At 52.6% G+C, this 22,943-nt stretch carries 22 protein-coding genes, 2 tRNA genes and 1 pseudogene; 10 read left to right on the top strand and 15 right to left on the bottom strand.

Annotated features, from left to right (window positions below; genetic code table 11):
- Positions 1 to 4: 4 nt before the first annotated feature.
- Positions 5 to 78 (top strand) — tRNA-Arg (locus RHI63_RS03040).
- Positions 79 to 129: 51 nt separating this feature from the next.
- Entirely contained in the window at positions 130 to 1,518 is a 1,389-nt protein-coding gene (locus RHI63_RS03035) for a GTP-binding protein (RefSeq protein ID WP_310821817.1), read from the top strand.
- A gap of 1 nt (position 1,519) precedes the next feature.
- Here the strand turns inward: RHI63_RS03035 and RHI63_RS03030 are convergent, their stop codons facing one another.
- The 5 genes and pseudogenes from RHI63_RS03030 to RHI63_RS03010 form a co-directional block, all read right to left on the bottom strand.
- Positions 1,520 to 4,150 carry a HEAT repeat domain-containing protein gene (locus RHI63_RS03030; protein WP_310828269.1) on the bottom strand — a complete coding sequence of 877 codons (2,631 nt, stop codon included), beginning with the start codon at positions 4,148 to 4,150 and terminating at the stop codon, positions 1,520 to 1,522.
- A gap of 186 nt (positions 4,151 to 4,336) precedes the next feature.
- Positions 4,337 to 4,907 (bottom strand): annotated as a pseudogene (locus RHI63_RS03025) (transposase).
- A 186-nt stretch (positions 4,908 to 5,093) separates the two neighbouring features.
- On the bottom strand, positions 5,094 to 6,353 hold the full coding sequence (locus tag RHI63_RS03020; protein ID WP_310821815.1) for an FGGY-family carbohydrate kinase: 1,260 nt from the start codon (positions 6,351 to 6,353) through the stop codon (positions 5,094 to 5,096).
- Between the two features lie 15 nt (positions 6,354 to 6,368).
- On the bottom strand, positions 6,369 to 6,851 hold the full coding sequence (locus tag RHI63_RS03015) for a CRR6 family NdhI maturation factor (protein WP_310821814.1): 483 nt from the start codon (positions 6,849 to 6,851) through the stop codon (positions 6,369 to 6,371).
- Between the two features lie 29 nt (positions 6,852 to 6,880).
- Positions 6,881 to 7,123: a NifU family protein gene (locus tag RHI63_RS03010; RefSeq protein ID WP_181495240.1), complete on the bottom strand. Its 243-nt coding sequence runs from the start codon at positions 7,121 to 7,123 to the stop codon at positions 6,881 to 6,883.
- Between the two features lie 183 nt (positions 7,124 to 7,306).
- Here RHI63_RS03010 and efp point away from each other — a divergent pair, with 183 nt between their 5' ends.
- The 3 genes from efp to ilvB all read left to right on the top strand — a co-directional run bounded on the left by efp (position 7,307) and on the right by ilvB (position 10,340).
- Positions 7,307 to 7,864, top strand: coding sequence for an elongation factor P (gene efp / locus RHI63_RS03005; RefSeq protein WP_149820380.1), 558 nt, complete (start codon positions 7,307 to 7,309; stop codon positions 7,862 to 7,864).
- Positions 7,865 to 7,875: 11 nt separating this feature from the next.
- Positions 7,876 to 8,355, top strand: a complete 480-nt coding sequence (accB, locus tag RHI63_RS03000; protein ID WP_206201594.1) for an acetyl-CoA carboxylase biotin carboxyl carrier protein — start codon at positions 7,876 to 7,878, stop codon at positions 8,353 to 8,355.
- A 176-nt stretch (positions 8,356 to 8,531) separates the two neighbouring features.
- A complete protein-coding gene (ilvB, locus tag RHI63_RS02995) occupies positions 8,532 to 10,340 on the top strand; it encodes a biosynthetic-type acetolactate synthase large subunit (protein WP_310800441.1) in 1,809 nt (602 codons plus the stop codon).
- Here the strand turns inward: ilvB and RHI63_RS02990 are convergent.
- The 5 genes from RHI63_RS02990 to RHI63_RS02970 form a co-directional block, all read right to left on the bottom strand.
- Positions 10,337 to 11,506, bottom strand: coding sequence for a family 10 glycosylhydrolase (locus RHI63_RS02990; protein WP_310743364.1), 1,170 nt, complete (start codon positions 11,504 to 11,506; stop codon positions 10,337 to 10,339). The genes ilvB and RHI63_RS02990 overlap by 4 nt on opposite strands.
- A gap of 3 nt (positions 11,507 to 11,509) precedes the next feature.
- Complete coding sequence (locus RHI63_RS02985; protein ID WP_206201012.1) at positions 11,510 to 12,157, bottom strand: energy-coupling factor ABC transporter ATP-binding protein; 648 nt, start codon at positions 12,155 to 12,157, stop codon at positions 11,510 to 11,512.
- Between the two features lie 3 nt (positions 12,158 to 12,160).
- Complete coding sequence (locus tag RHI63_RS02980; protein ID WP_206201011.1) at positions 12,161 to 13,435, bottom strand: dihydrolipoamide acetyltransferase family protein; 1,275 nt, start codon at positions 13,433 to 13,435, stop codon at positions 12,161 to 12,163.
- A 65-nt stretch (positions 13,436 to 13,500) separates the two neighbouring features.
- A complete protein-coding gene (locus RHI63_RS02975; RefSeq protein ID WP_399375675.1) occupies positions 13,501 to 13,947 on the bottom strand; it encodes a YlqD family protein in 447 nt (148 codons plus the stop codon).
- A 5-nt stretch (positions 13,948 to 13,952) separates the two neighbouring features.
- Positions 13,953 to 15,929 (bottom strand): long-chain fatty acid--CoA ligase, encoded by a 1,977-nt coding sequence (locus RHI63_RS02970; RefSeq protein WP_310800440.1) that lies wholly within the window; start codon positions 15,927 to 15,929, stop codon positions 13,953 to 13,955.
- Positions 15,930 to 16,042: 113 nt separating this feature from the next.
- On the opposite strand from RHI63_RS02970, the gene RHI63_RS02965 reads away from it, so the two are divergent.
- The 3 genes from RHI63_RS02965 (at position 16,043) to RHI63_RS02955 (ending at position 17,148) form a co-directional block, all read left to right on the top strand.
- The gene (locus RHI63_RS02965; protein ID WP_302677317.1) at positions 16,043 to 16,639 is read left to right on the top strand and encodes a nucleoside triphosphate pyrophosphatase; all 597 of its coding nucleotides are present in this window, start codon (positions 16,043 to 16,045) and stop codon (positions 16,637 to 16,639) included.
- Positions 16,640 to 16,704: 65 nt separating this feature from the next.
- A complete protein-coding gene (rplS, locus tag RHI63_RS02960) occupies positions 16,705 to 17,067 on the top strand; it encodes a 50S ribosomal protein L19 (protein WP_302677316.1) in 363 nt (120 codons plus the stop codon).
- A gap of 8 nt (positions 17,068 to 17,075) precedes the next feature.
- Positions 17,076 to 17,148, top strand: a tRNA-Trp gene (locus RHI63_RS02955).
- Here RHI63_RS02955 and RHI63_RS02950 read toward each other — a convergent pair.
- Positions 17,149 to 17,832 carry a type I restriction endonuclease subunit R gene (locus RHI63_RS02950; protein ID WP_206201007.1) on the bottom strand — a complete coding sequence of 228 codons (684 nt, stop codon included), beginning with the start codon at positions 17,830 to 17,832 and terminating at the stop codon, positions 17,149 to 17,151.
- Positions 17,833 to 17,854: 22 nt separating this feature from the next.
- Positions 17,855 to 19,102, bottom strand: a complete 1,248-nt coding sequence (locus RHI63_RS02945; protein WP_310821812.1) for a site-2 protease family protein — start codon at positions 19,100 to 19,102, stop codon at positions 17,855 to 17,857.
- 140 nt (positions 19,103 to 19,242) lie between these two features.
- Between RHI63_RS02945 and RHI63_RS02940 the strand changes: the two genes are divergently transcribed.
- Positions 19,243 to 19,455 (top strand): hypothetical protein, encoded by a 213-nt coding sequence (locus RHI63_RS02940; RefSeq protein ID WP_149820404.1) that lies wholly within the window; start codon positions 19,243 to 19,245, stop codon positions 19,453 to 19,455.
- Between the two features lie 17 nt (positions 19,456 to 19,472).
- Positions 19,473 to 19,832 (top strand): phage holin family protein, encoded by a 360-nt coding sequence (locus RHI63_RS02935; RefSeq protein WP_206201004.1) that lies wholly within the window; start codon positions 19,473 to 19,475, stop codon positions 19,830 to 19,832.
- Here the strand turns inward: RHI63_RS02935 and cobJ are convergent.
- The 3 genes from cobJ to folE all read right to left on the bottom strand — a co-directional run bounded on the left by cobJ (position 19,829) and on the right by folE (position 22,914).
- Positions 19,829 to 21,658 (bottom strand): precorrin-3B C(17)-methyltransferase, encoded by a 1,830-nt coding sequence (gene cobJ, locus RHI63_RS02930; RefSeq protein WP_206201003.1) that lies wholly within the window; start codon positions 21,656 to 21,658, stop codon positions 19,829 to 19,831. The genes RHI63_RS02935 and cobJ overlap by 4 nt on opposite strands.
- Before the next feature lie 3 nt (positions 21,659 to 21,661).
- Positions 21,662 to 22,150, bottom strand: coding sequence for a TM2 domain-containing protein (locus tag RHI63_RS02925; RefSeq protein WP_310801429.1), 489 nt, complete (start codon positions 22,148 to 22,150; stop codon positions 21,662 to 21,664).
- Positions 22,151 to 22,239: 89 nt separating this feature from the next.
- Positions 22,240 to 22,914: a GTP cyclohydrolase I FolE gene (folE, locus tag RHI63_RS02920; RefSeq protein WP_310801428.1), complete on the bottom strand. Its 675-nt coding sequence runs from the start codon at positions 22,912 to 22,914 to the stop codon at positions 22,240 to 22,242.
- Between the last annotated feature and the right edge of the window lie 29 nt (positions 22,915 to 22,943).

Below are 22,943 nucleotides of genomic sequence, written 5' to 3'. Positions count from 1 at the left end.
CTTTGGGGCTGTAGCTCAGTCGGATAGAGCGAGCGCCTCCTAAGCGCTAGGTCGTGCGTTCAAATCGCACCAGTCCCGTTCTTGCCCTTAGAATAAAAAGCAAATCTTTGTAACGTCAGTGTTGCATCTGTGATAGAGCGATCGCCAGCGAATTCTCTGCTGAAGGAACTTCAAGGCACGATTGATGACCTTGAGGCCTACCAAAGCGCCCGCAGCTACGAAGCGGCCAAAAGTGCCCTTGAAAAACTCCTGTTCGAGTGCAAAGCGACTGGCAGCGAAAAAGCCTCCCTCGCCCGCGCGATCGCTGACCTCGAAGCAATGCTCGACAAGCTCCACTATGGTGTCGTGCAAATTGCCGTCTTTGGTATGGTGGGGCGGGGAAAGTCCTCTCTACTAAATGCGCTGCTAGGGGAACCCTACTTTGCGACTGGGCCGATTCATGGCGTCACTCAAGAAGAAGCCAGTGCCCTGTGGCAAATTTCGGAAGCTCAGCGTGGCAATCCCATCCGCCTCATTGATACACCGGGGTTAGACGAAGTCAATGGCGCCGCACGGGAGCAACTAGCACGAGAGGTAGCGGCTCAAGCGGATTTGATTCTCTTTGTCATTGCTGGCGACTTGACCCGTCTGGAATACCAAGCCCTCAGTGAGTTGCGGCAGGCGGGCAAGCCGATGATTCTGGTCTTTAACAAAGTGGATCAGTATCCAGAGGCGGATCGCGAGGCCATCTATAACAAAATCCGCGATGAGCGCGTCAAAGAACTCCTCTCTCCCGAAGAGATTGTCATGGTAGCAGCAGCGCCCCTTGTCCCCCAAGTGAACCGCGATCGCCAAGGACGAGTACAGGTGAAAATGACCGTCGGTGCTCCCCAAGTGGAACCCCTGAAGCAAAAGATCTTGGAGGTGCTCAATCGCGAAGGGAAGGCCCTGATTGCCCTGAACTCAATGCTTTTTGCCAATAAAGTCAGTGAAGAATTAGCCCGCTACAAGCTGGAACTGCGGGATCAGGAGGCCAACCAACTGATTTGGAAAGGAGCTGTCGCCAAGGCGCTGGCGATCGCCCTCAACCCCGTCACCGTGCTCGATATGGTCAGCAGTGCCGTCACTGACTTGACCACGATTCAACTACTCTCGCGCCTCTACGGCATTGAACTCACAGAAGCAGGCGCCAAGGAGCTATTACAAACAATCGCCCTCGCCATGGGCAGCATCAGTTTAGGGGAATTTGCCGTCAATTTGGGACTCAGTTCCCTCAAGGGACTGTTGGGATTAGCTACGCCCATGAGTGGCGGCATTGCCCTTGGCCCTTACCTCTCAGTCGCCATGACCCAAGCGGGGATTGCTGGCTTTGCCTCCTATACGATGGGGCAAGTAGCCAAAACCTACTTTGCCAACGGCGCAGGCTGGGGAACTGCTGGGCCGAAAACCGTAGTGCAACAAATCCTCAGCCAGTTGGATCAGCGCCATATTCTCAATCGGCTGAAGTCAGAAATTCAGGCTCATTTGAATTTAGCTTAGTCTAGTGTTTAGTGCATTCTTGCAAGCGTTTGGTGGCTGCTCGCTTTACTTCTGCGTGAATATCCTGACTGAGAGCCTGCAAAAGATGGCTAGGGCATTGGGGGTTATTCACTATGGCTAATCGTACTTGCCAGTCTTGGTCATTAGCCAAAGTCTCTAGCAGGTGGGGTAAGAATCCTACTCGTTCTGCGATTGCTCGCCTTACCTGACTTTCCTTATCTTGGGTAAGAGTAGCTAAAATTTGAGGAGGACACTTCGGGTTTTTCACTACAAGTTCGCGCACAACCACATCTGGATGTTTAGCAAAAGAGCATAAAATCTGCTCAGAACACTCCGGATTGCTAATGACTGCTCGCCAAACTTCACGACAGCTATCTTGGGCTAGGGCTAACAAAATGTTGGCAGGACAATCGAGTCGGTTAGCTACTGCGACGCGCACTTCAGATACTGGATCCTGAGATAGTAGCTCTATTGAGGAAAAAGATAAAGTACTTTTACTTAATGCTACTGCAAGTCTTACTTGGGCATATGTATCTTTGGCTAGAATTTCCAGTACTTGGGAAGGACATTTTGGATTTTTGGCAACAGTTTCACGGACACTAGCCTCTTGATCTTGAGAAAGGATAGTTAAGACTTCAGAAGAAACGTTCAGTGTACTAGCTAACTTTTGCCGTTGGGGATTCTTGGCGACTGCTTTCCGCACCAGTGTATCTGTATCCTTCAGTAGGCTTTGGAGAACAGGTAAGGGACAATCCTGACGTATAGCTACTGCTGCTCGAACATGGGCATCCTGATCTACCGCTAGCTTCTCTATAAGTGATAAGGGACAATTCAAACTGCTAGCAGCTGCTTGGCGCACGTGCCAATTAGTATTCTGAGATAAACCCTCAAGAAGAGAGGGGGGACAATTGGTATGATGAGCAACTGCCAAATACAAGCTCAGCTTCTCATCGTCAGTCAGAATCTGAAATGGATGGGGGGTAGATACATTTCCACTCGCTATCACTGTATCTAAAGGCTGATGCGCACCTTTAACTAATACCTCTAAAAGATTGGGAGGGCAATTCGGATTTTGAATAGCGGCTAAGCGTACTCTGGCAGAGGTATCAGCGGCTAATATCTCTAGGACAGAAGGTGAACAATTCAGGTGCCGAGCAATAGTCTTGCGGACAAACCAAGAGTCACTCGTCTGAGCACCTATAGCTAATGTCTGCGGTGGACAGTCTGGGCGCTGGACAACAGCTAGTTGAACGTTAATGTCTTTATCTTGAATAAGAGTGTGTAGCACTTCAAACCAAAAGGGCAGGGTTCTGACTACCTGTAACCGCATCCTTTGATCTGGATCTTTCGCTAATGTTCTCACCAAAGCCTCAGACCATCCCTTGGAACTTTTAATCACCCAATTGGCTACTTGTTCTTTGAGAAAAAATGGTAACCATCTTAAAAAAGAATAGATGTATTTCTGTAGAAACCGATCCAAAAGAATAGTTTTTTCCTGATTGAGCATCGCTTCCCAAAGCTGAGGAGGACACTGTGGATTCCTTGACACCTCTAACCATAAAAACCGTTCTCTTGCTAGAATTTCTATAGCAGTAGGAGGGCAGTTTACATTTTCAGCAACTGCTTGTCGTACTTGCCAACAAATATCTTGGGAAAGTCTTTCTAACAAATGTGCTGGACAGTCAGATCGCTGTGCAATAGACTGACGCACTTCACTGCTCTTATCTTGGGCAAGCGTCTCTAGAAGATAAGGAAGACATTGAGGATGACTAGCAGTAGCCTGACGCACTTGCCATGAGCTGTCCTTGGCTAGATTCTCTAAAACAGATAGGGGACATTTGGGATGTTTGGCAATAGCTTGACGCACTCTCCAATGTTGATCCTTTCCTAGCTCCTCAATAATCCAAAGAGGACAATATCTGCACCCAGCAAGCAACCGTTTTACAAAGAGAGAAAAACCCAGTAAACTTAAGTGCCTGTTTAGTATTTGGTGAAGAATAAAAACTCGTCTGTCATGTTCAAAAGTCTGCTTCAGGGTAAGGGGGCATTGAGCATTTCGAGCGACAGCTATACGTACCTGCCAGTACTGATCCTTAACAAGCTGAGCTAGGATAGTTTCGGGACAGTTGGGATGGGCGGCAACAGTGGCTCGTACTTGCCAGTAGTCATCCTGTGCTAGCTGCTCAAGGGGAGAAGAGGTAAGTTTTTGCAGATTGCTAGCAGCAGCCTGCCGCACTTGATAGTATTGATCTTGAGCAAGGCAGTTGAGAATGGCGGGGGGACATTGAGAATGAGCTGCGACCTGCTGACGCACCTGAAAATAGCTATCCATTGCCAGTGTTTCAAGACAGATTGGAGGACAATTAGGATTGGCAGCAACCGCTCGTCGGACTCGCCATTCAGTATCTTTAGCCAAGGTTTCCAAGAGTAAAGGTGAACATTCCGGATTTGTTGCTGCTGCTTGACGCACTTGCCAGTGAGTATCTCTAGCTAGGGTCTCTTGAAGCAATGTAGGGCAATCATGCTGGTGAACAATCCAGCGTTTGAGGAAGCTAGGTATAAAAACAGATTCGAGGTGGGTAGCAGTAAACTCAAACAGAATTTTTCTGCGCATAGCTTCTAGGAAAGACATGATCTTCAGAACATAGGAGTTCTACTTTTTTTGAGGATAGACGATCCTTTGTCACTATCGCAAAGTCTGATACAGCTCTTTTGACAAGGATAGAAGACACACAAAACCGCACAAGTCACCCTAGAAGAGGATGACATTCATTTTATGTGCTCAACTTTTATAGTAATTCCAATAAAGAATGAGACATTATCCAGCACAATACTTGCGAATCACCGCACTGAAGTCGTGCTTAATCACATTCAAATCAGGAGAGTATTTCGGTAAAAATAACACCTCGTGACCCGCCGCTTTCACCGCTTCCTGAATCGCCCCTTTCGGATGAATCGGTGCATTATCCATCATCAACAACGAAGGTCTCTTTAATGCCGGCAAACAGTACTGACTCAGCCAGCTCACAAACCCTACCGCATTCAAGTATCCGCAAAACAGCATTGGGGCGATGAAGTCTTTCTGGTGTCTATACCGTCCTGCGACTAAACTCTCTCTTTTCTTACGCTTCCCCGCTCGCTCTCCATCAATTCGTTCGCCTCGCGCTGACCACCCATACTCACACTCTACTCGATCGCTGGGCACGGTCGATTAAACGGTCATCGGGATGGGCAGCAACATCCGCTGCTAAGGCCGCCCAATCCAGCTTCCAAGGACGACGGGGGACAACTGTGGGGGCTAAGTCCTCTCGCTTCAGCCAGCGATGGATGGTGGCGCGACTGACCTGAAAGATTTGAGTTGCTTCACTGATTTTGCCACCTTGCTTGATATAGGAGACAACCCGCTCTCGTCAGTCCAAGCTATAGCTCATATTCTTGAGTAACATTCATGACGCTTTGAGTATAACCTATCCTTCTTGAAAATATCTCATCTCCTTTCGAAATGGCTATATGTATCCAATCTTTGTCAAATATTTAAGAAAAGGGTTGTAATTTATCAAAAAACAAACATAACTTTATGATTGAGCAAGACGAGCTGTTCCATAGGCGGCCTCTGTTTGAGGTGAAACGGCCACGGGAACCCCTAGGTATTGCTGGCGGAGGGCTAACCATGCGGGATTACGGGCACCGCCCCCAGCCGTCCAGACCCGTTTCAAGGGCGAGGCACCCAGACGTTGTAATTGTTGATAGCCTTGGGCTTCAATGCGGCTGAGACTTTCGAGAAGTCCCTGCAAAAAGAGGCGAGGGTCGTCGGGTCGGGGTTCTAGGCGCGGTTCAAGATGCGGATCGTTGATGGGAAAGCGCTCACCCCGCTTGAGCAGAGGATAGTAGTCCAACCCCGTGGGTTGATTGACATCTATTTGGGCGCTGAGGCGCTCTAGTTCCGCTGGGGTAAAAAACTGGGCTAAAGTTGCGGCGCCACAGTTGGAGGCACCCCCGACTAGCCAGCGATCGCCTACGGCGCGCGAGCTGCGATCGCCCAAGCGATGACTGTAGATACCTGCTGCCAAATCCTCTACCCTAGAGGCACTCAAGAGCTTGAGCACAAGGGTTGACCCCAAAGATGTCACCGCCTCACCCACCTCCGAGGCACCACTCGCTAAAAAGGCGGCAATGCTATCGGTGGTACCGGCACACACCTCACACTTTGGGGACAAGCCTAAATCGGTGGCTGTGACCTTTCCCAGAACTGTACCGGGGGGAATGACCTTAGGGAGCAGCGGCTGCAAGGACGCAAGTGTGGGGTGGCTGAACCAGTCGGGGTAAGCTTCCTTTGCCGGGTCATAGCCCAACTTCAGGGCATTGTGCCAGTCGGAAATGCCCAGTTGACCATGGAGCAAAAAGGCCAGCCAATCCGCTTGGTGTACCAAAACAGCGTTGACCGTGGGGTAGTGGGTCTGGAGCCACAACAGCTTAACGAGACTACTGGTGGCACTCAGGACTAGGTGATCCGTGGTTAAAATCTGCCGCAGCGTTTGAACCTGATCTTGGGCGCGATCGTCGTTGTAGAGGAGAACGGGTGAGCAGGGCTGCCCCTGAGCATCACAGAGGAAAACGGTGCTAGAGGTGGCATCAATGGCAATCCGCTGAATTTGCCGACGGATAGCGCTTGGAATATCTAAAATCAACGCCCGCAGGGTTGCTGCCCATTCTTGGGGGCGATCGGGCTGGTGCAACGGACGACGGGCAGTGGCGAGAATCTTGCCTTCAGGATCGATGGCGATCGCCCGCGCTCCCGAGGTACCAAAATCAATCCCCAGTGCGATGACCGCCATAGCGCTAGGGAGCCTTCAAAACTCAAGGAGGTCAAAAAGAGCCGTATCTAGCTCATAGCCAAACATCGCTGCCATGCCTTTAATTTTTTCAGCAGCAGGATAGCCCTGTCCCTGAAGCCATTGCCAAAGGGTAAAGACCTTGGCCATCACAAAAATATCAAGGGCTTGGGGGTTGAAGATAATCCCCTGTTGCGGATGAAATTCATGGGGAACGAGCATCGCTCCATAACGCACGAGCTCACCCGCTGACCAATCCAGTAAATAGGGCAACCATGGGTAGCAGACATCAGCACGAATGAACCAAAGGCGCACAGCTGGCAATTCCGAAAGCTCTAGATCAGGCTCATCCGCTGGCCGAGGATAATCAATAAGAAAACGCAGTGCTTGGTGATGATCTAGAAGCCGCTGCTTTGCAAGCAGGGGAGCAAGGACTTGTTGCAGGGGAGATAGATCAAGACGATCAATCTGATCTGGCGTTAACTGGATCGCGATCGCCACGCTCTATCTCTCCCCAGCAGCCAGCGAGATTAAAGAACCTGTTGGACTTCAGCAATCTCTGGAATCGCTTCTTTTAACTTGCGCTCAATACCCATGCGCAGTGTCATCGTCGAACTGGGGCAGGAACCACAGGCACCCTGTAAGCGCAGTCGTACCACAGGTCCTTCAATTTCCACAAGTTCCACATTACCGCCGTCGGCCATCAGGTAAGGACGGAGCTCATCAAGGACTTTTTCGACGTTTTCTTGACTGAGTTCAAGGGTTGCAGCCATTGTTAGTGTCCTTGGATCATGAATGAGATTAACAGCTTCAGTTTATCATCCCCATGGGCGATCGCCCTTTGGGAATTGCAAGGGATGGCAATGGATCTGACTCTAGGGAAATCTGCTGAACAATGTTTAGGAAGGGCAACGCTCAAGGATACAATAATAGCTTGGTGAACTGCACGGTAGGACATGATTTCCAGTAATGATTTTCGCCCCGGTGTAAGTATTGAGCTGGATGGTGCCGTCTGGCGAGTCGTCGAATTTTTGCACGTCAAACCCGGTAAAGGCTCAGCCTTTGTGCGCACAAAATTGAAGAATGTGCAAACGGGCAACGTGATTGAGCGCACCTTCCGCGCCGGCGAGACCGTTCCCCAAGCCACCCTTGAAAAACGCACCATGCAGCATACCTACAAAGATGGCGAAGACTATGTCTTTATGGACATGGAAAGCTATGAAGAGGCTCGCCTCACGCCCGCACAAATGGGCGATCGCGCCAAGTATCTCAAAGAAGGAATGGAAGTCAATATTGTCAAATGGGGTGAGCAAGTCCTTGAGGTGGAGCTACCCAACTCCGTTGTTTTAGAAGTGGTGCAAACCGATCCGGGGGTTAAAGGGGATACTGCCACTGGTGGATCGAAACCCGCCATTGTCGAAACCGGTGCCCAAGTCATGGTACCGTTATTTATCTCCGTAGGCGAGCGGATTCGCATTGATACTCGCTCAGATACGTATCTTGGCCGCGAATAGGAGTAATGGGTGTGGAGCTTGACCTCAACCAAGTACGCGAACTGCTACTAATGTTTGACCAAACCAGCGTCACCGAACTCAACCTTAAGAGTGGCGAACTGGAACTTCAACTCCGCAAGCGTGAGCAGATCAGTGGCAGCGCCCCCGTGGTTGTGGCTCCAGCTCCTGCATCAACCGTCACGCCCACCCCTGTGCCCCCTCCAGCCGTTACCCCCGATCCGGAACCAACGCCACCTCCCGCCAACCGTAAAACCGTGGATATTGTGGCGCCAATGGTAGGTACCTTTTATCGTGCCCCCGCTCCCGATGAACCCCCTTTTGTCGAAGTGGGCGATACAGTCAAAAAAGGTCAAGTGGTTTGCATCATTGAAGCCATGAAGCTGATGAATGAAATTGAAGCCGAAGTTAATGGCCAAGTGGTGGAAATTTTGGTGCAAAATGCTGAACCAATTGAGTATGGCCAAACCTTAATGCGCATTTTACCTAACTAAATCAACAGCGTTCTTTCAGCAAGGAGAGGCAGCTACTAATTGCAAAGATATGTTAAGCATTGAGGAGTTTAAGGCCAAGAATTCAATGCTTTCAAGCCTTTGCGCTCTTGCCGAGACCCTAATTGAAAAATTAGAATTTAGAAACATCTACCACCACTGCCTGACGAGGTTGGCCTGTGCAAGCAACTGGAGCATACATTCTTATTGATACCCTATGCCGTCACGGCGTTAAGCATATTTTTGGCTATCCTGGTGGCGCAATCTTACCGATTTATGATGAACTGTACCGTGCTGAGTCAAAGGGAATCATTCAGCACATTCTGGTACGCCACGAACAGGGGGCAGCCCATGCCGCTGACGGCTACGCTCGTGCCACAGGTCAAGTGGGGGTGTGTTTTGGTACTTCAGGGCCGGGGGCGACGAACTTAGTGACAGGCATTGCCACAGCCCACATGGATTCCATTCCGCTGCTGGTAATTACCGGTCAGGTGCCTCGCTCCGCCATTGGTACCGATGCCTTTCAGGAAACGGATATCTTTGGCATTACGCTGCCGATTGTCAAGCACTCCTACGTCGTGCGCGAAGCCAAGGACATGGCACGGATTGTTGCTGAAGCCATTTACATTGCCACCACCGGTCGGCCAGGGCCTGTGCTTGTGGATATTCCCAAGGATGTCGGCCTAGAAGTCTGTGAGTATGAACCGATCGAGCCGGGGCAAGTCAAGCTAAGGGGCTATCGTCCCACGATTCGCGGCAATGTCCGCCAAATTGCCCAAGCGGTTCAACTGATTCGTGAGGCCAAGCGACCCTTGCTCTATGTGGGCGGCGGTGCAATTACAGCGGGTGCTCACGAGGAGGTGCTCAGGTTAGCCGAGCTATTCCAGATTCCGGTGACAACAACCCTGATGGGCAAGGGGGCGTTTCCTGAGTCCCATCCCCTCTCCGTGGGTATGTTGGGGATGCATGGCACCGCCTATGCCAACTTTGCCGTCAGTGAGTGTGATCTATTAATTGCCGTGGGGGCGCGGTTTGACGATCGCGTCACCGGTAAGCTGGATGAATTTGCCTCCCGCGCTAAGGTGATTCACATTGACATTGATCCTGCCGAGGTGGGCAAAAACCGCGTGCCGGATGTGCCGATTGTTGGCAGCGTTAAACCGGTGCTGCAGCAACTCCTCAAGCACATTGAAGACAGTGGTGAAGCCATTGAACCCGTCACCCAAGCGTGGCTCGAGCGCATCAAGGTCTGGAAAGAGGACTATCCCCTTGTCGTGCCGCAGCCCAGTGGTGAACTCTCACCCCAAGAGGTGATTGTTGCCTTTGGCCGCCATGCGCCTGATGCCTACTACACGACTGATGTGGGTCAGCACCAGATGTGGGCAGCGCAATTCCTGAAAAATGGCCCTCGGCGTTGGATCTCCAGTGCTGGCTTGGGCACGATGGGCTTTGGCATGCCCGCAGCAATGGGGGTGAAGGTGGCACTACCCGATCAACAGGTGATCTGTATTAGTGGCGATGCCAGTTTTCAAATGAATTCCCAAGAGTTGGCCACATTGGCGCAGTACGGTATTGCTGTCAAGACGGTGATTATTAACAATTTTTGGCAGGGAATGGTGCGCCAGTGGCAGCAAGCCTTTTACGAGGAGCGTTATTCCCATTCCAATATGGCCAAGGGGATGCCCGATTTTGTGAAATTGGCGGAGGCCTACGGGGTTAAGGGGTTGCGGGTGAGCGATCGCCACGATTTGGATGCAATTGTCCAAGAGGTTTTGGCCTACGATGGCCCCGTGCTACTGGATGCCCATGTCACCCGCGATGAAAATTGCTACCCGATGGTGGCCCCCGGCAAGGCCAACTCGCAAATGCTGGGGCTGCCGGAACGGAAGGTGCTGCAAAAGGCTGCCGAATTGATCTACTGCGCCAACTGTGGGGCAAAGACAATTTCGACCCATCGCTTTTGTCCAGAGTGCGGCAGTAAGCTCTAGGGAGTTGGACAGGCTTGAGCAAACAATCGCCTTGGCAGGGGCTGGCGAAAATGGAAGCGAAGTGTATTTTGGCGGCGATCGCGCGGTTCGGGACCACGCCCCCATAACGTCTCAAAGGAGAAAAAGGACACCCCTAACCCTGATCGCAGCGCGGCTTCTACCTTGGCATCCACCAGTTCGATGGGCACAGGGTTGGTACGTAGCCCTGTAAGGACACCAACGGCGGTGGGAATTTTGGCTTGGGCGTGGAGCATCTCCGGCTGAGTCAACTGCTGTACAAAGCTGGCAAGATTGTAGCGATAGACTTGTACAATCACTTCATCGAGGAGTCCGAGGGCGACCCACTGCGGCCAATCTTGGAGAAATGTCTGGTAGGCGGTGGGCAATGTGGTCGGTGAGACGGAAAAAATGGCATTGGGAAATTCTTGTTTGACCTGCTGCCGCAACGTTTGCACAAAGGCGGTGAGTTTGTCGGCACGCCAGCGCATCCAGTCTGGATCACGGGGATTATCGGGAACGGGCTTTTGGGTTTCCTGCTGATAGAGGGCACGGGTATAGGTATCGTAGCCAAACTCCACGGGCAGGCTGAGGTGGTCATCAAACTGTACACCATCCACTGGATACTGCCGCAGCACCTCAAGGACAATACTAGTGAGAAAGGCTTGTACCTGCGGATGAAAGGGATTGAGCCACGCCACTTCCCCGGCCGCCGTTAAGCGAGTGGTTTGACCATTGACCCCTTGGGTAAGCCAGTCTGGATGGCCAAGGGCGAGTTCTGAGGTTTCTGGCACCATGAAGCCAAATTCAAACCAAGGAATGACCAAGAGATTACGGCAGTGCGCCTGCTGGGTGAGTTCTCCGAGAATGTCGTAGTCTTGGATTCCCCGCAGGACAAAGGGCTGAATGCCCAGATTCCTAGCCGTGGCACTGGGGAAACTGACATAGCCAGAGTTCCAAACAACGGGATAGAGAGTGTTGAAGTTCAACCGCTGTAAATCATTGAGGGTTGCCTCCAACCGCGGGCGATCGCGCAGGATCGGTAAATCATTGGTTGTCAGCCAGACGCCGCGAATCAGCGTTGAGTTTTGTGCCTGTACTGGCCAAATCGTCCAACACAAACTCCAACAGAAGAGAAAAAATAACAGCCAAACGCGACGATGCAGCATAGGTTACAACGCCAGTGGACGGAGATGTCCTGACTCTAGGAGAAAAATCTGAGTACAGACTCTGCGTAAAAATGCAGGGTCATGACTGACGATGAGACCGGGGGTGGTATCCGCCTGCAAAAACTCGATCAACGTGCCACAACTTCGCTGATCCAAAAAGGCCGTGGGTTCATCATAGAGAATCAACTGGGGCTGCATGGCTAAAATGCCCGCGATCGCCACCATGCGTTGTTCGCCTCCCGACAGTTGATGGGGCATGCGATCGGCCAAGTGACTGGTTCCTGTCTTGGCCAAGGCTTGGTCAACTCGCTGCTGCACTTCTGCGGTCGGACAGCCCAAGTTTTCAGGGCCAAAGGCGACATCCTCGGCCACGGTAGCCCCAATTAACTGATCCGCTGGATGTTGCAGCACGACCCCCACCGCCGGTTGAAACTGTCCAGCCACCACTGACTGTCCCAAGCAGGTGATCGTTCCTCGCTGTGGCGCAAGAACAGCCGCACAGAGCAGCAGGAGTGTGGTTTTGCCAGAACCATTGTCCCCCATGATGCCTAGGCGATCGCTCCCCTGCACCGTGAGATCAATCCCTTGGAGTAGTGAGGGGGTTGCCCCATAGCCAAAATGGAGATCCCTGATTTCCAGCAGGGCAGTCACAGTTTAGAGCGTCAGGGCTTGGGGATTGGTTTCAATCAGTTTCGCCAAATCCTGCAGGAAAGCGGCAGCATCGGCACCATAGATCACACGGTGATCACAGGTGATATTCACCTTCATCTGCCGTTTTACCCCCAGCAGGCCATCCTCGGTGGCAACCACCGTTGGACGCGACGCCCCCACCGCCATAATGGCTCCTTGACCGGGGGTGAGAATGGCGTCGAAGAAGTCAACCCCGAACATGCCTAAATTGGAGAGACTAAAGGTACCTGTGCTGTACTCCTCAGGTTGCAGTTGCTTGGCGCGCGCCCGCTCCACCAAGTCTTTCCAAGTGCGCGAGAGGCTGTAGATGTCAATTTGATCAGCGTTCTTCAACACTGGTGTAATCAGCCCACCCCCCGGCATCGCCACAGCCACAGCAATGTTAATGTCGCGGCGATATTGAATCCCTTGCTCTGTGTAATAGGCATTCATGATCGGGTGTTTTTGCAGCGTCAGGGCGATCGCCTTGGCAAGGAGCGCCGTCATTGTCACCCCTTTTGACTTGATTTGCTGGTACAGCCGATCCAACGCATCCGTTGTAATCGTGTAGGCCACATGGAAGTCGGGAATGCCAAGGCTGGCCACCATATTCCGCACAACGGCATTTTGTAGCGTTGTCAGGGGCACCAGATCCTCTTTGGCGACGACCGGGGCAGTCGCAGGGGGGGCTGTGGGGACAGGGGGTGTCGCTACTGGTGTAACGGGAGTTGCAGGCGCACCAATCAAGGCTTCCACATCAGCGGCGGTAATCCGACCATTGGGGCCCGTTCCCTTGAGCGTCTGCAAATCAATTTTGTGTTCCTTGGCCAATTTGCGGGCACGGGGGGAAGCAATCACTCGCCCAGTAGTTGCAGCGACAGCACTGGGGGGAGAAGCCACTGCCACAGGAGCCGTTGCGGAGCCATTCGTGGTGGCCGCCGCGGTTGTCGTCGTCGGAGTCGCAGCACTCGTGCCGCTACCAAGGGACTTGGCCTTTGCCTCTGCTTCCGCAATTTCTGCTTCTGTTTCTGCCACAAGGCCAATGGTGGAACCGACGGGTGCCACTTCGCCAGCAGGCACGGTAATCACCGCCAAATAGCCGTCGTAGAAGGACTCCACATCCATATCGGCCTTGTCGGATTCCACAATCAGCACGGTTTCCCCTTTGGCCACCTTATCGCCGGGAGATTTCACCCAAGAGACAATTTTCCCTTCGGTCATGGTGGAGCTGAGGGCGGGCATGAACAGTTCACGAATCATAGAGGCTGCTATCCTTGGTTGGCAATCGAGAGGGAGTCAAATTCACTAAAAATGAAAGGTAAAAGTTAGAGCGTGCCGCGAATTTCTTCGATGACGCCATTGCGCAGGAGAATCTCCACCTGCATTTTTTGGATCAAGTTGTCTCCTTTAGTGACATAGAAGAAGTTATCCACCTGCCCTTGATCGACTTCCTGACCCATTTGGAGGCGCTGTACCTGATCGAGTTGCTGCAGAATCAGATTTTTTTGCTGCAACAGTTGCGCCTTTTGATTGTTGGCTTGCCCTTGAACCTCTTGAATGCGGGCATTGATTACGTCTGGCGCTTCAGTGCTTTTGCGCAGTTCCTCAATCACCTGCTGCAATTGAAAATCTAACTGCTGAATTTGGCTATCCACTTGATTTAGTTGTGTCTGAAGCTGCCTTTGGGCATCGTCTTTCCACTCGGGAGTGACGATTGCTTTCACCATAATCTGGCGCCGCAGGAGCAGTTTAGTATCCATAGGGTCTGTCATGGAGATTACTCAAACATGGCGTTAATCATATCGCGGTAGCGATCGCTCACGACATGACGACGAATTTTTAGGGTTTGGGTCAAAAGACCATTCTCTATCGTAAAGGGTTCGAGGACAAAGCGAAATGTGGCAATGCGATCATCTGGGCGATAGCCGGGGCGATTTTGCACTTCCCGCAGCAGTTCTTGGCGGTAGAGATCAATAATCACTTTGCTCTCCAGCGTCACCAGTTCACCCGTGCCTGCTGGTGCCGGTCGGTTCGGCAACTCTAGCCGGTACCCCTTGGCAGCCACCCACTGCTCCAGCGCTTCCAAATTAGGCACAATCAAGGCACCCAAGGCTTTTTGATCTTGACCCACCAGCATAATCTGGTCAATGTAGGCGCTGCGGATACAGGCATCCTCAATGGGCTGCGGTTCAATATTTTCGCCGTTGCTGAGAACAATCGTGTCCTTCTGCCGCCCCGTCAGCACCAAATCGCCATTGGGGGTGAGGTAGCCCAAGTCGCCCGTGTCAAACCAGCCCTCACCATCCAGCACCTTGGCAGTGGCCTCCGGTTTGTTGTAGTAGCCGCGCATCACTTGTGGCCCTTTGGCCATCACCAGTCCTTTTTGGCCAAACTCAACGGGGGCTTTAGTTTCGGGATCCACAATTTTAATCGCGGTATCGGGAATGGGACGGCCGGCGGAGCCGCGTAGATTTGCCCAAGAGCGGCGAGCGGTCAGTACCACAGCCGTTTCTGTGAGGCCATAGCCCACTAGTACTTCTAGGTTGATGACTTCATAGAATGTGTCCAAATGGGGGGCAAGGGCACCGCCACCACTAATCACCTGTTTAATTTCACCGCCCGTGGCTTCACGAATTTTGCGATAGACACGCTTCTCCCCCAGTTCGTAGAGAGGCTTGAGGAAAAAGGTTTGCAGACGGGCAACCAATTTTTGCCAACCGCTGGGATGGGGGTTGGTCAGGCTGAGGCCGGTGAGCAGTTGCCGTTGCAGGACATATTGCTGGCCAACACTGAGGAAAAACTGGGCAAGACGCCGCTTTGTGGCCGGGGCATCGCGCAGTTGCTTTTGCACCCCTTCATAAAAGCCTTCCCAGATACGAGGTACGGCAATCAGGTAGTGGGGCTTACACCGTTTTAAGTCATTCTTGAAGTGACGGAGGTTAGTATAGGTTTGGCTACAACCACAGGCAAAGAGAAAGTATTCGGCCACCCGTTCGTAGGCATGCCAAATAGGCAAGATACTGAGAATGCGATCGCCCACCTGCGGTTGCACAATTGCCCAGAGATTGACAATTTGACTCAGTAGCCCCCCATGGGTGACCATCACGCCCTTGGGTTGACCTGTGGTACCGGAGGTGTACATCAGCGTTGCCAAGTCATCGGGGGTAATGGCGACTGCCCGCACTGTGCCATATTGTCCTTCCGTAAAGACTTGACCAAAATTCAAGAGCCGCAGGGGAAAATGCTCAAGTTCTGGGGATTCTGCACTTAAGAGCACAACAGTTTCCACCCCTGTCTCTGCTAAACCCTCTTGAAGTTTGCGCAAGGTGGCCAAGTTTTCAATCAGCAGCAGGGTTGCCCCACTATCACGGAGAATGTAGAGAAGTTCTTGGGCCTCTGCGGTACCACTGCGCACCACATTAATGGCACCGGCCATCATACTGCCTTGATCGGCAATCAGCCAGCGGGGACTATTGTCAGCAAATAAGGCCACGCGATCGCCGGCAGCGACACCCAGCGTTTGTAGGCCAGCAGCAAAGCGTTGAATGCGTTGATAGAGTTCACTGTAGGTAATGCGAGTGGCCGGCTCTTCGTAGGGCGCATCAACAGCAACCACCTCCCCATGGCGTTGCGCTAGGAGAGGCCAAATTTCCGGCAGCGACTGGAGGGTTTTGTAGGCCAAAAAGTGATCGGGTAACGAGGCATCTTGGGGGAGGCCGCCGGGGGGAGTGTAGGTGTAGGCCGCACTGGTCATTGGTTTGGCTCCAGACGCAACACCTAGATAATAAACCCTCAATGGGACACCTCATGCAGGTTTAACAATTTCAATGTGAGATCATAAGAATCGGTTACTTAGCAAGCAGTCCTATGGTGCCCTTTGTTCTTGCCTCTGCCTCGCCGGCGCGCCGCCAACTGCTGCGACAGGTTGGCATTGATCCCATTATTCAACCCAGTCACTTTGATGAATCCGTGATTCAGGCAACTACTCCCACGGAACTGGTGCGATTACTGGCACGGTGTAAGGCAGAAACAGTGGCTCAAACCTACCCACCCCCCGCCCTCATTTTGGGCTGTGATTCTGTGCTGGTTCTAGGGGGAGAAATTTATGGTAAACCAGCCTCGCCAGAGGTGGCGATCGCCCGCTGGCAACAAATGCGCAGTCAAACGGGAGAATTGCTGACAGGCCATGCCTTGATTGACTTGGCACAGGGGCGCACCTGTGTTGAGGTCGAGTCCACCCAAGTTGTTTTTGCCGATATTAGCGATGCCGAAATCGCTGCCTACGTCGCTTCTGGTGAACCCCTTGCCTGTGCTGGTTGTTTTGCCCTCGATGGCCAAGGTGGTGCCTTTGTCGAGAAAATTGTCGGGACTCCTAGTAATGTCATTGGCTTGAGCTTGCCCCTACTGCGGCAGATGCTGCTGAGCTTGGGATACACCCTTGGCGATGTGCAAAGCAAGAAATGAAAAACTGGCCTAGACAAGTCTAAATGCTTAGGGTATGCTAAGAGATTGCGAGTTAAGGAACTGTCATGAACGCCCAAGACATTATTCGCTCGATTGAAGCGGAGCAAATGAAGACTGACTTGCCCGTGATTCATGTGGGCGATCGCGTTCGGGTTGGTGTCAAAATTCAAGAAGGCGGTAAAGAGCGCGTCCAACCCTACGAAGGGGATGTGATTGCCATGCGCAACACGGGCATTAACCGCACCATTACCGTGCGCCGTGTCTTCCAAGGAGTGGGCGTTGAGCGCGTCTTTTTGCTACATTCGCCACGAATTGATAGTATAAAAGTAATCCAGCGGGGTAAAGTCCGCCGTGCCAAACTCTACTACCTGCGCAACCTCGTGGGTAAGGCCTCGCGCATCAAAGCACGGTTCGATCGCCCTCTGTAAACAGCCTTGCGTCCTTAGTTCAGTTGGTAGAACGTCGGTCTCCAAAACCGGATGTCGGGGGTTCGAGTCCTCCAGGGCGCGTTAGTTAATCTGATCTGAAGGTTTTGGTGTCTTAAAGTCCTTTGCAACAGGGATGTACTGGACTAAATGCTTGAGTATCTGGGCGACGCGGATGAGATTGCGATCGCTATCGGAAAGCAAAGTAAAGTTATGAGATAGCGCAAATTCATTGCCAATGAGTTTCACAAAAAGATAGTCATAGCCATTCGTCACCAAGCCAAAAATAGGGAGATTGCGGTCGGGACAGGCAGACATATAGGCAAGGGCTTGGGGCACAGCCCGTAAGACACTAAAGCCACTCCGTTTACCTTCAATCACGACTAGCCAGAAGTTGTCCCGAATCGTCAGCGCATCTATCCGTCCCTCTAGGCTGACTTTGCCCTCCTCACTATCAACTTCCGTTTGGATTTCTACCCATGTTTCACCGCGAATGCGATAGGGGGGGTCACACAGGCCTAATGCGTCTAGTAAGGGGGATAGCAAGATAATGTTTAGCGTTCCCTCGCTCACTTCACTTTCTTCTAAGTAGAGTAAATACCGTTGGGATAAGCGGTTTAATGCCTCTATTTCCCTATCGCTGAGCTGTGCTGTTTCCGATTGCCACTCAGGAAAAAAGTTAGGGTTGGTGGATTTAACGAGACCTAATTTGGTCTCTAAATCCCGAAAGTTGATGATTGCTCGAGCGATCGCGGTTGCAGTAGCCATTATTACCCATTAAAAACGATACCTAGCGAACTTCAGAGACGAGGGGTGTGCCGCGATCGCTCCCCTGAAATTGCAGCGCTGTTTTTGCCAGTTCCAATAATTGCAGTTCAGGGGGATAGTGCCTTTCTTGCTTGAGGCGTTGAATGTCCTGTTTCCCCAGTTGCCAGTGCAACCGTTTGGCTAGAGCCAGTAGGACATCGCCGCGATCAATGACGCCCGCCACGGCATCGGCAGGGGTTAAAACCGTAACAAAGCGCTGTTGCTGCTCCTCTAGGGTGCAAACCGTCTTGGCGAGAGAGTCTGATTCTTTGACGGTGGCGATCGCCCGCAGGGGGACGGCTAACTCTTCGACTGGCGTCACTTCCCAGCGGCTGCGCTCCACATGGTTCAAGGCTTGGGGATCCAAATAACCGCGGTAGCGACCATCGGTGGCGACAAAGTAGGCTGTGGGCTGGCGATCAGCTAGGAGGAGATAGCAATCGGCAAACTCCCGCAGAGAGAGCGTGCCCTCAATGACGCGAAAATCCCGTGTCATGGCCTCGGCAGCCGTTAGAGTGAGCAGCGTTTCTTGGAGCTGGCTGAGACGGTGGTAGAGTATCGCATTTTGCAGGGCAAACCAACCCAACAGTCCCAACCACAGGCCATTACCACTGCCAAGGAGGGTCACAAACAGCCCAAAACTAATGGCCAACCAGCCCAACAGTTGTCCCGATCGCGCCGCCCAACGCATCCCCTGAAAGCGATTGCCTGTCAATTTCCAAACGGCTGTCTTGAGCACTTGACCCCCATCGAGGGGAAGTCCCGGCAGAAGGTTAAAAACCCCCAAGACAAAGTTGATATTGGCCAGATAGAGCAACAGTTCATGGAGGGGATGATCCCCCGGCAGTACCACGGCTGCCCCTTGCAACAGGGCAAAAAGGGCAAAACTCACCAAAGGCCCCGCGATCGCCACCTGAAGAGCTTGACCGGGGGTATTGGATTCCCGTTCAATGGCCGCCATACCACCAAAGAGAAAGAGGGTAATCGAGCGCACCGTAATCCCTTGGGAACGAGCCACCAAGCTGTGCCCCAATTCATGGAGCAAGACTGAGGCAAACAACAGCAGGGAAACGACAAATCCCATTCCCCATGCCAGTGCTCCCCACTGCGGGTAGGTGGCTTGCCAGTCACTGCCATTGAGAAAGGTAAACAGCAGAATCACCAGAAACCACGACCGATCAATGTAGAGGGGAATGCCAAAGACACGCCCCACTTGCCAACCTTGTCCCATGCCCACCTCAGTGCATCGCGCTCTATCTCCATTATCGCCCCAGATTCTGAATACACATGATTTACAAAAATTTGCGTCTCAAAACGTGACCTTCCCATCTCTGGCCTAAAATAAAGGCAACGCTGCTAGAGGATGGTGCGATGTCTCAAGCCCCTGTACTGGTGTCTGCCAATGGCCATGTCCTAGACGTGCCCTTTGATTCCTTTTGGCAAGGGTTGCAGGAGTTTGGCTCCCATTTGCTGTGGTCATTGTGTCTCTCACTGCTCCTGAGCCTTCTCCTCAGTCTGATCAGCTACTGGCTTAGCGTGACTTTTGGGATACCCGTACTGCCCTTCTTTTTGATTGTTGTTTAACTTGTGAGGAGCTGCGTATGTGGGGTTTACTCATTACTTGGATTGTGACCAGTATTAGTTTGTTTATTGTGTCGCGCCTCTCGTTTTTGGGCGTGGAAATTGATAAATTCACAACCGCGCTGTGGTCGGCGATTGTCTTCGGCTTTTTGAATGCCACGTTGGGGGCTATCCTGAAATTCTTTGCATTCCCCTTTATTTTTCTGACGTTTGGTTTGGTTGCGCTGATTATCAATGCCGCCATTTTTGCCCTTGCAGCAGCCCTTGTCGATGGCTTTAGACTACGCAATGGCTTTTGGAGCGCCTTTTTTGGCTCGATCGCCCTCAGTATTGTCAACTGGGCTTGCTTTAGTCTGCTGGGTCAGGCCGGCTTGCTCTAGGATGCCTTTCCTAGATAGCCACGAGGGGTAATCAGCCAATCATGGAAGCGGTGGGTACTGGCATTGCCGATCAGCACCAAGCTGAACATATCCACCGTTTCCGGTTTCAAGGCGCCAAGGGTGGTGAGGGTGATCTGCTCCTCAGGGCGATAGGCGGCACGCACGATCGCCACGGGTGTTTGCGGTGAACGATATTTTAAGAAAATGGCTTTGGCGTCCACCAATTGCTGCTGGCGATCGCGCGAACGCGGATTATAAAGGGCGGTCACAAAATCGGCTTCAGCCGCCGCCCGTAAGCGCTTCTCAATCACTGGCCAAGGGGTCAGGCGATCGCTGAGGCTAATGGTACAAAAGTCATGCATCAGGGGTGCCCCTAGGCGGGCAGCGGCAGCATTCACGGCACTCACCCCCGGCAACACCTCTACGGGTAAATCGCTGATACCCGCTTCTGCCAATAGCTCTAGCACCAGACCCGCCATGCCATAGATGCCACAGTCCCCAGAAGAGACCACGGCGACATTGAGTCCCCACTGGGCTAGATCGATGGCATCTTTGGCGCGTTGTCGCTCTTGGGTAATGGCATAGGCAGCAACCATCTGTCCTGGTCGCCGCAGGGGGGCCAGCAATTCTAGGTAAAGCCCATAGCCCACGAGAATATCGGCGGCCAAAAGGGCAGAACGGGCTGCGAGGGTGAGTTGATCCAAGGCTCCCGGACCAGTGCCAATCAGGCTCAAGGCACCTTGGCGGGGAATGAATTCCCGTTCAGACTGGGCAATGGCGATCGTCACCGCACCGGGTTCACCCCCTTGGCGGTAAATCTGCTTAGGAACAATTAAACGCCCCCCCTCACTGGCTAATACTGCTGCGGCTTCAGCCACACTGGGCGTTCCCATTTCTGCGGCGACAATGGTTGAGGGGGTGGGTACGCTAACAGGCGCCAATTCTTGAGCGGAAAACCAGCGGCTTGGCCAATGGTGCGCCGCAGCCACCTGACATAACCCCACTTCATCGGCTTTGCGATCAATACTGGCAAGGCCGGCGATCGCCAGCGGGCTTAACCCGGCTTGGGCAAGGGTATGATCAATGGCCTGCTGGATCAGGGCTGCGGATGTTCCCCGTTCACAGCCAATGCCGAGCCACAGTACCCGTGGATGCCAAGCCACACCTGAGGTCAAAGAGGCGGGCAACGCTTTTTCGGTAATCCAAACCGCATTTTCTAGGGGTGGGGTGCTGACAAACTCAAGGGGGTGATCTGAACTAAGAGCCGTGCGCCACAAAGAGCTACCGCAGGTTTGATACACTTGCAGCGGTTTTCCTTGAGCTTGTTGGCGGGCGATCGCGTTCCAGTCGCCGCTGCCTCGTTGCCACCCCAAGGCCGTTCCCCAGGTATCCACAGCAAAGTAGCCTTGGGCATGACTTGCTCCCGTGAGAATGGGTGTCGCGCCAATGGCGGCGCTGAGCATTTGACACAGGCGATCGCCCCCAGCCCCATGACTACCTAGCAAACTCACGATCCATTGACCATCCTCAGACAGAACGCAGACCGCCGGATCCTGTCTTTTGTGGGTCAACAGGGGCGCGATTAACCGCACCACCGCACCGCAGGCTAGGGCAAAGACCCAAGCGCGATAGTGGCACCAGTGTTCCTGCAAATGGGCTGCAAGGGGGCGATCGTAGGTTTGTACCCTAGGGTGAGTGGATGCTAAATGGCTGGGTACCCAGATGTTCAGGGGAATCCCCGTGTCAACAAGGCGTTGCAGTTGAGCCAGCCCTTGGGCAGTGGTGGCGATCGCCCCAATGGGTTGAAACTGGTCTAACCGTGGCATGAACTAGACATCAAAGCGATAGCGCACTGCGCCCGTTTCTGGGTCATTAAACACAGTGGCATACCCCAGCCGTTGGGCTTCAAAGAGCAGTTCCTCAACGGTTTGGGCATCAAAATGGGTATAAAGTGCGGCTTGGGCGGCAGAAAGGACGCCACCGTGTTCCTTAGCCACTTGCAGTAAGCGGTGCATGGGCGTCGTGGGGTTGAGGTCGGCTTGTTCCCATGCGGTCAGATAGCGCCCCCGCAGGTAGGTATTGCGGTGATCTACCATCCCCGGAATTAAAAAGAGATCAATGAATTGGCCAATGCCACAAAAGCCAAAGGTGATCAGGTATAAAAAGCCAATCATCGGCTGGCCAACATAGAAGCGTTGCAGGCCACAGAAACCCACAAAGTTCAAGCACCACAGCAGATAGGCAACCCCCACCTTGAGGAATTTTGGCTGCGTTTGCCAGCGTTGGCGATGCTTGGAAAAGGAGAGTGTTTGCCCCATGATCTCAGGAGGATTCCGCTATTTCTCATCCTAACCTAAGTTTCTGAAAACCACTGCGGGGGCTAGCGATCGCCCCCCAAGGATACGTCCTAGAAATTCGGCTGATGACGAATCAGATTCAGAAACTCCTCACGGGTCTTTTGATCTTCACGGAAAACCCCCAGCATCGAACTGGTCACCGTCCACGAGCCGGGTTTTTGGACACCGCGCATCACCATGCACATATGGCTGGCTTCCATGACCACAGCCACCCCCTTCGGATCGAGAACGGTTTCAATGGCTTCGGCCACTTGACGGGTCAGGCGCTCCTGCACTTGCAGCCGCCGCGCATACATTTCCACAACCCGTGCCAGTTTGCTCAGGCCGATCACCCGCTGGTTGGGGATATAGGCCACATGGGCTTTGCCAATGAAAGGCAACATGTGATGCTCACAGAGGCTAAAGAAGTTAATGTCGCGCACTAAGACCATTTCATCGTGGCCTTCATCGAAAATCGCGCCGTTGACAAGGGTTTCAAGGGATTGACTATAGCCACTGGTGAGAAATTGCATCGCTTCAGCAACCCGCTTGGGGGTTTTCAGTAACCCCTCGCGATCGGGATCCTCACCCACATTCAGCAGAATTGTGCGCACTGCGGCCATCATTTCTTCTTTGGCAACATCTGGGGGGGGTGGGTGGGGAATCGCTTCTTTGCCTTGGTGGGTGTTGCGATCGGGCAGAATTGCCGGAGTGGTCGCTTTACCGTTAATGATCGAATCAGGCATATTGAACGTTGTCATAGAAAGAGTGACAA

It is taken from the genome of Thermosynechococcus sp. GLH187 (assembly GCF_031583395.1).
In the GTDB taxonomy this organism is placed as follows: Bacteria; Cyanobacteriota; Cyanobacteriia; order Thermosynechococcales; family Thermosynechococcaceae; genus Thermosynechococcus.
Note: the sequence above shows the minus strand (reverse complement) of the source record. Positions and strands in the feature narration are given on the sequence as shown.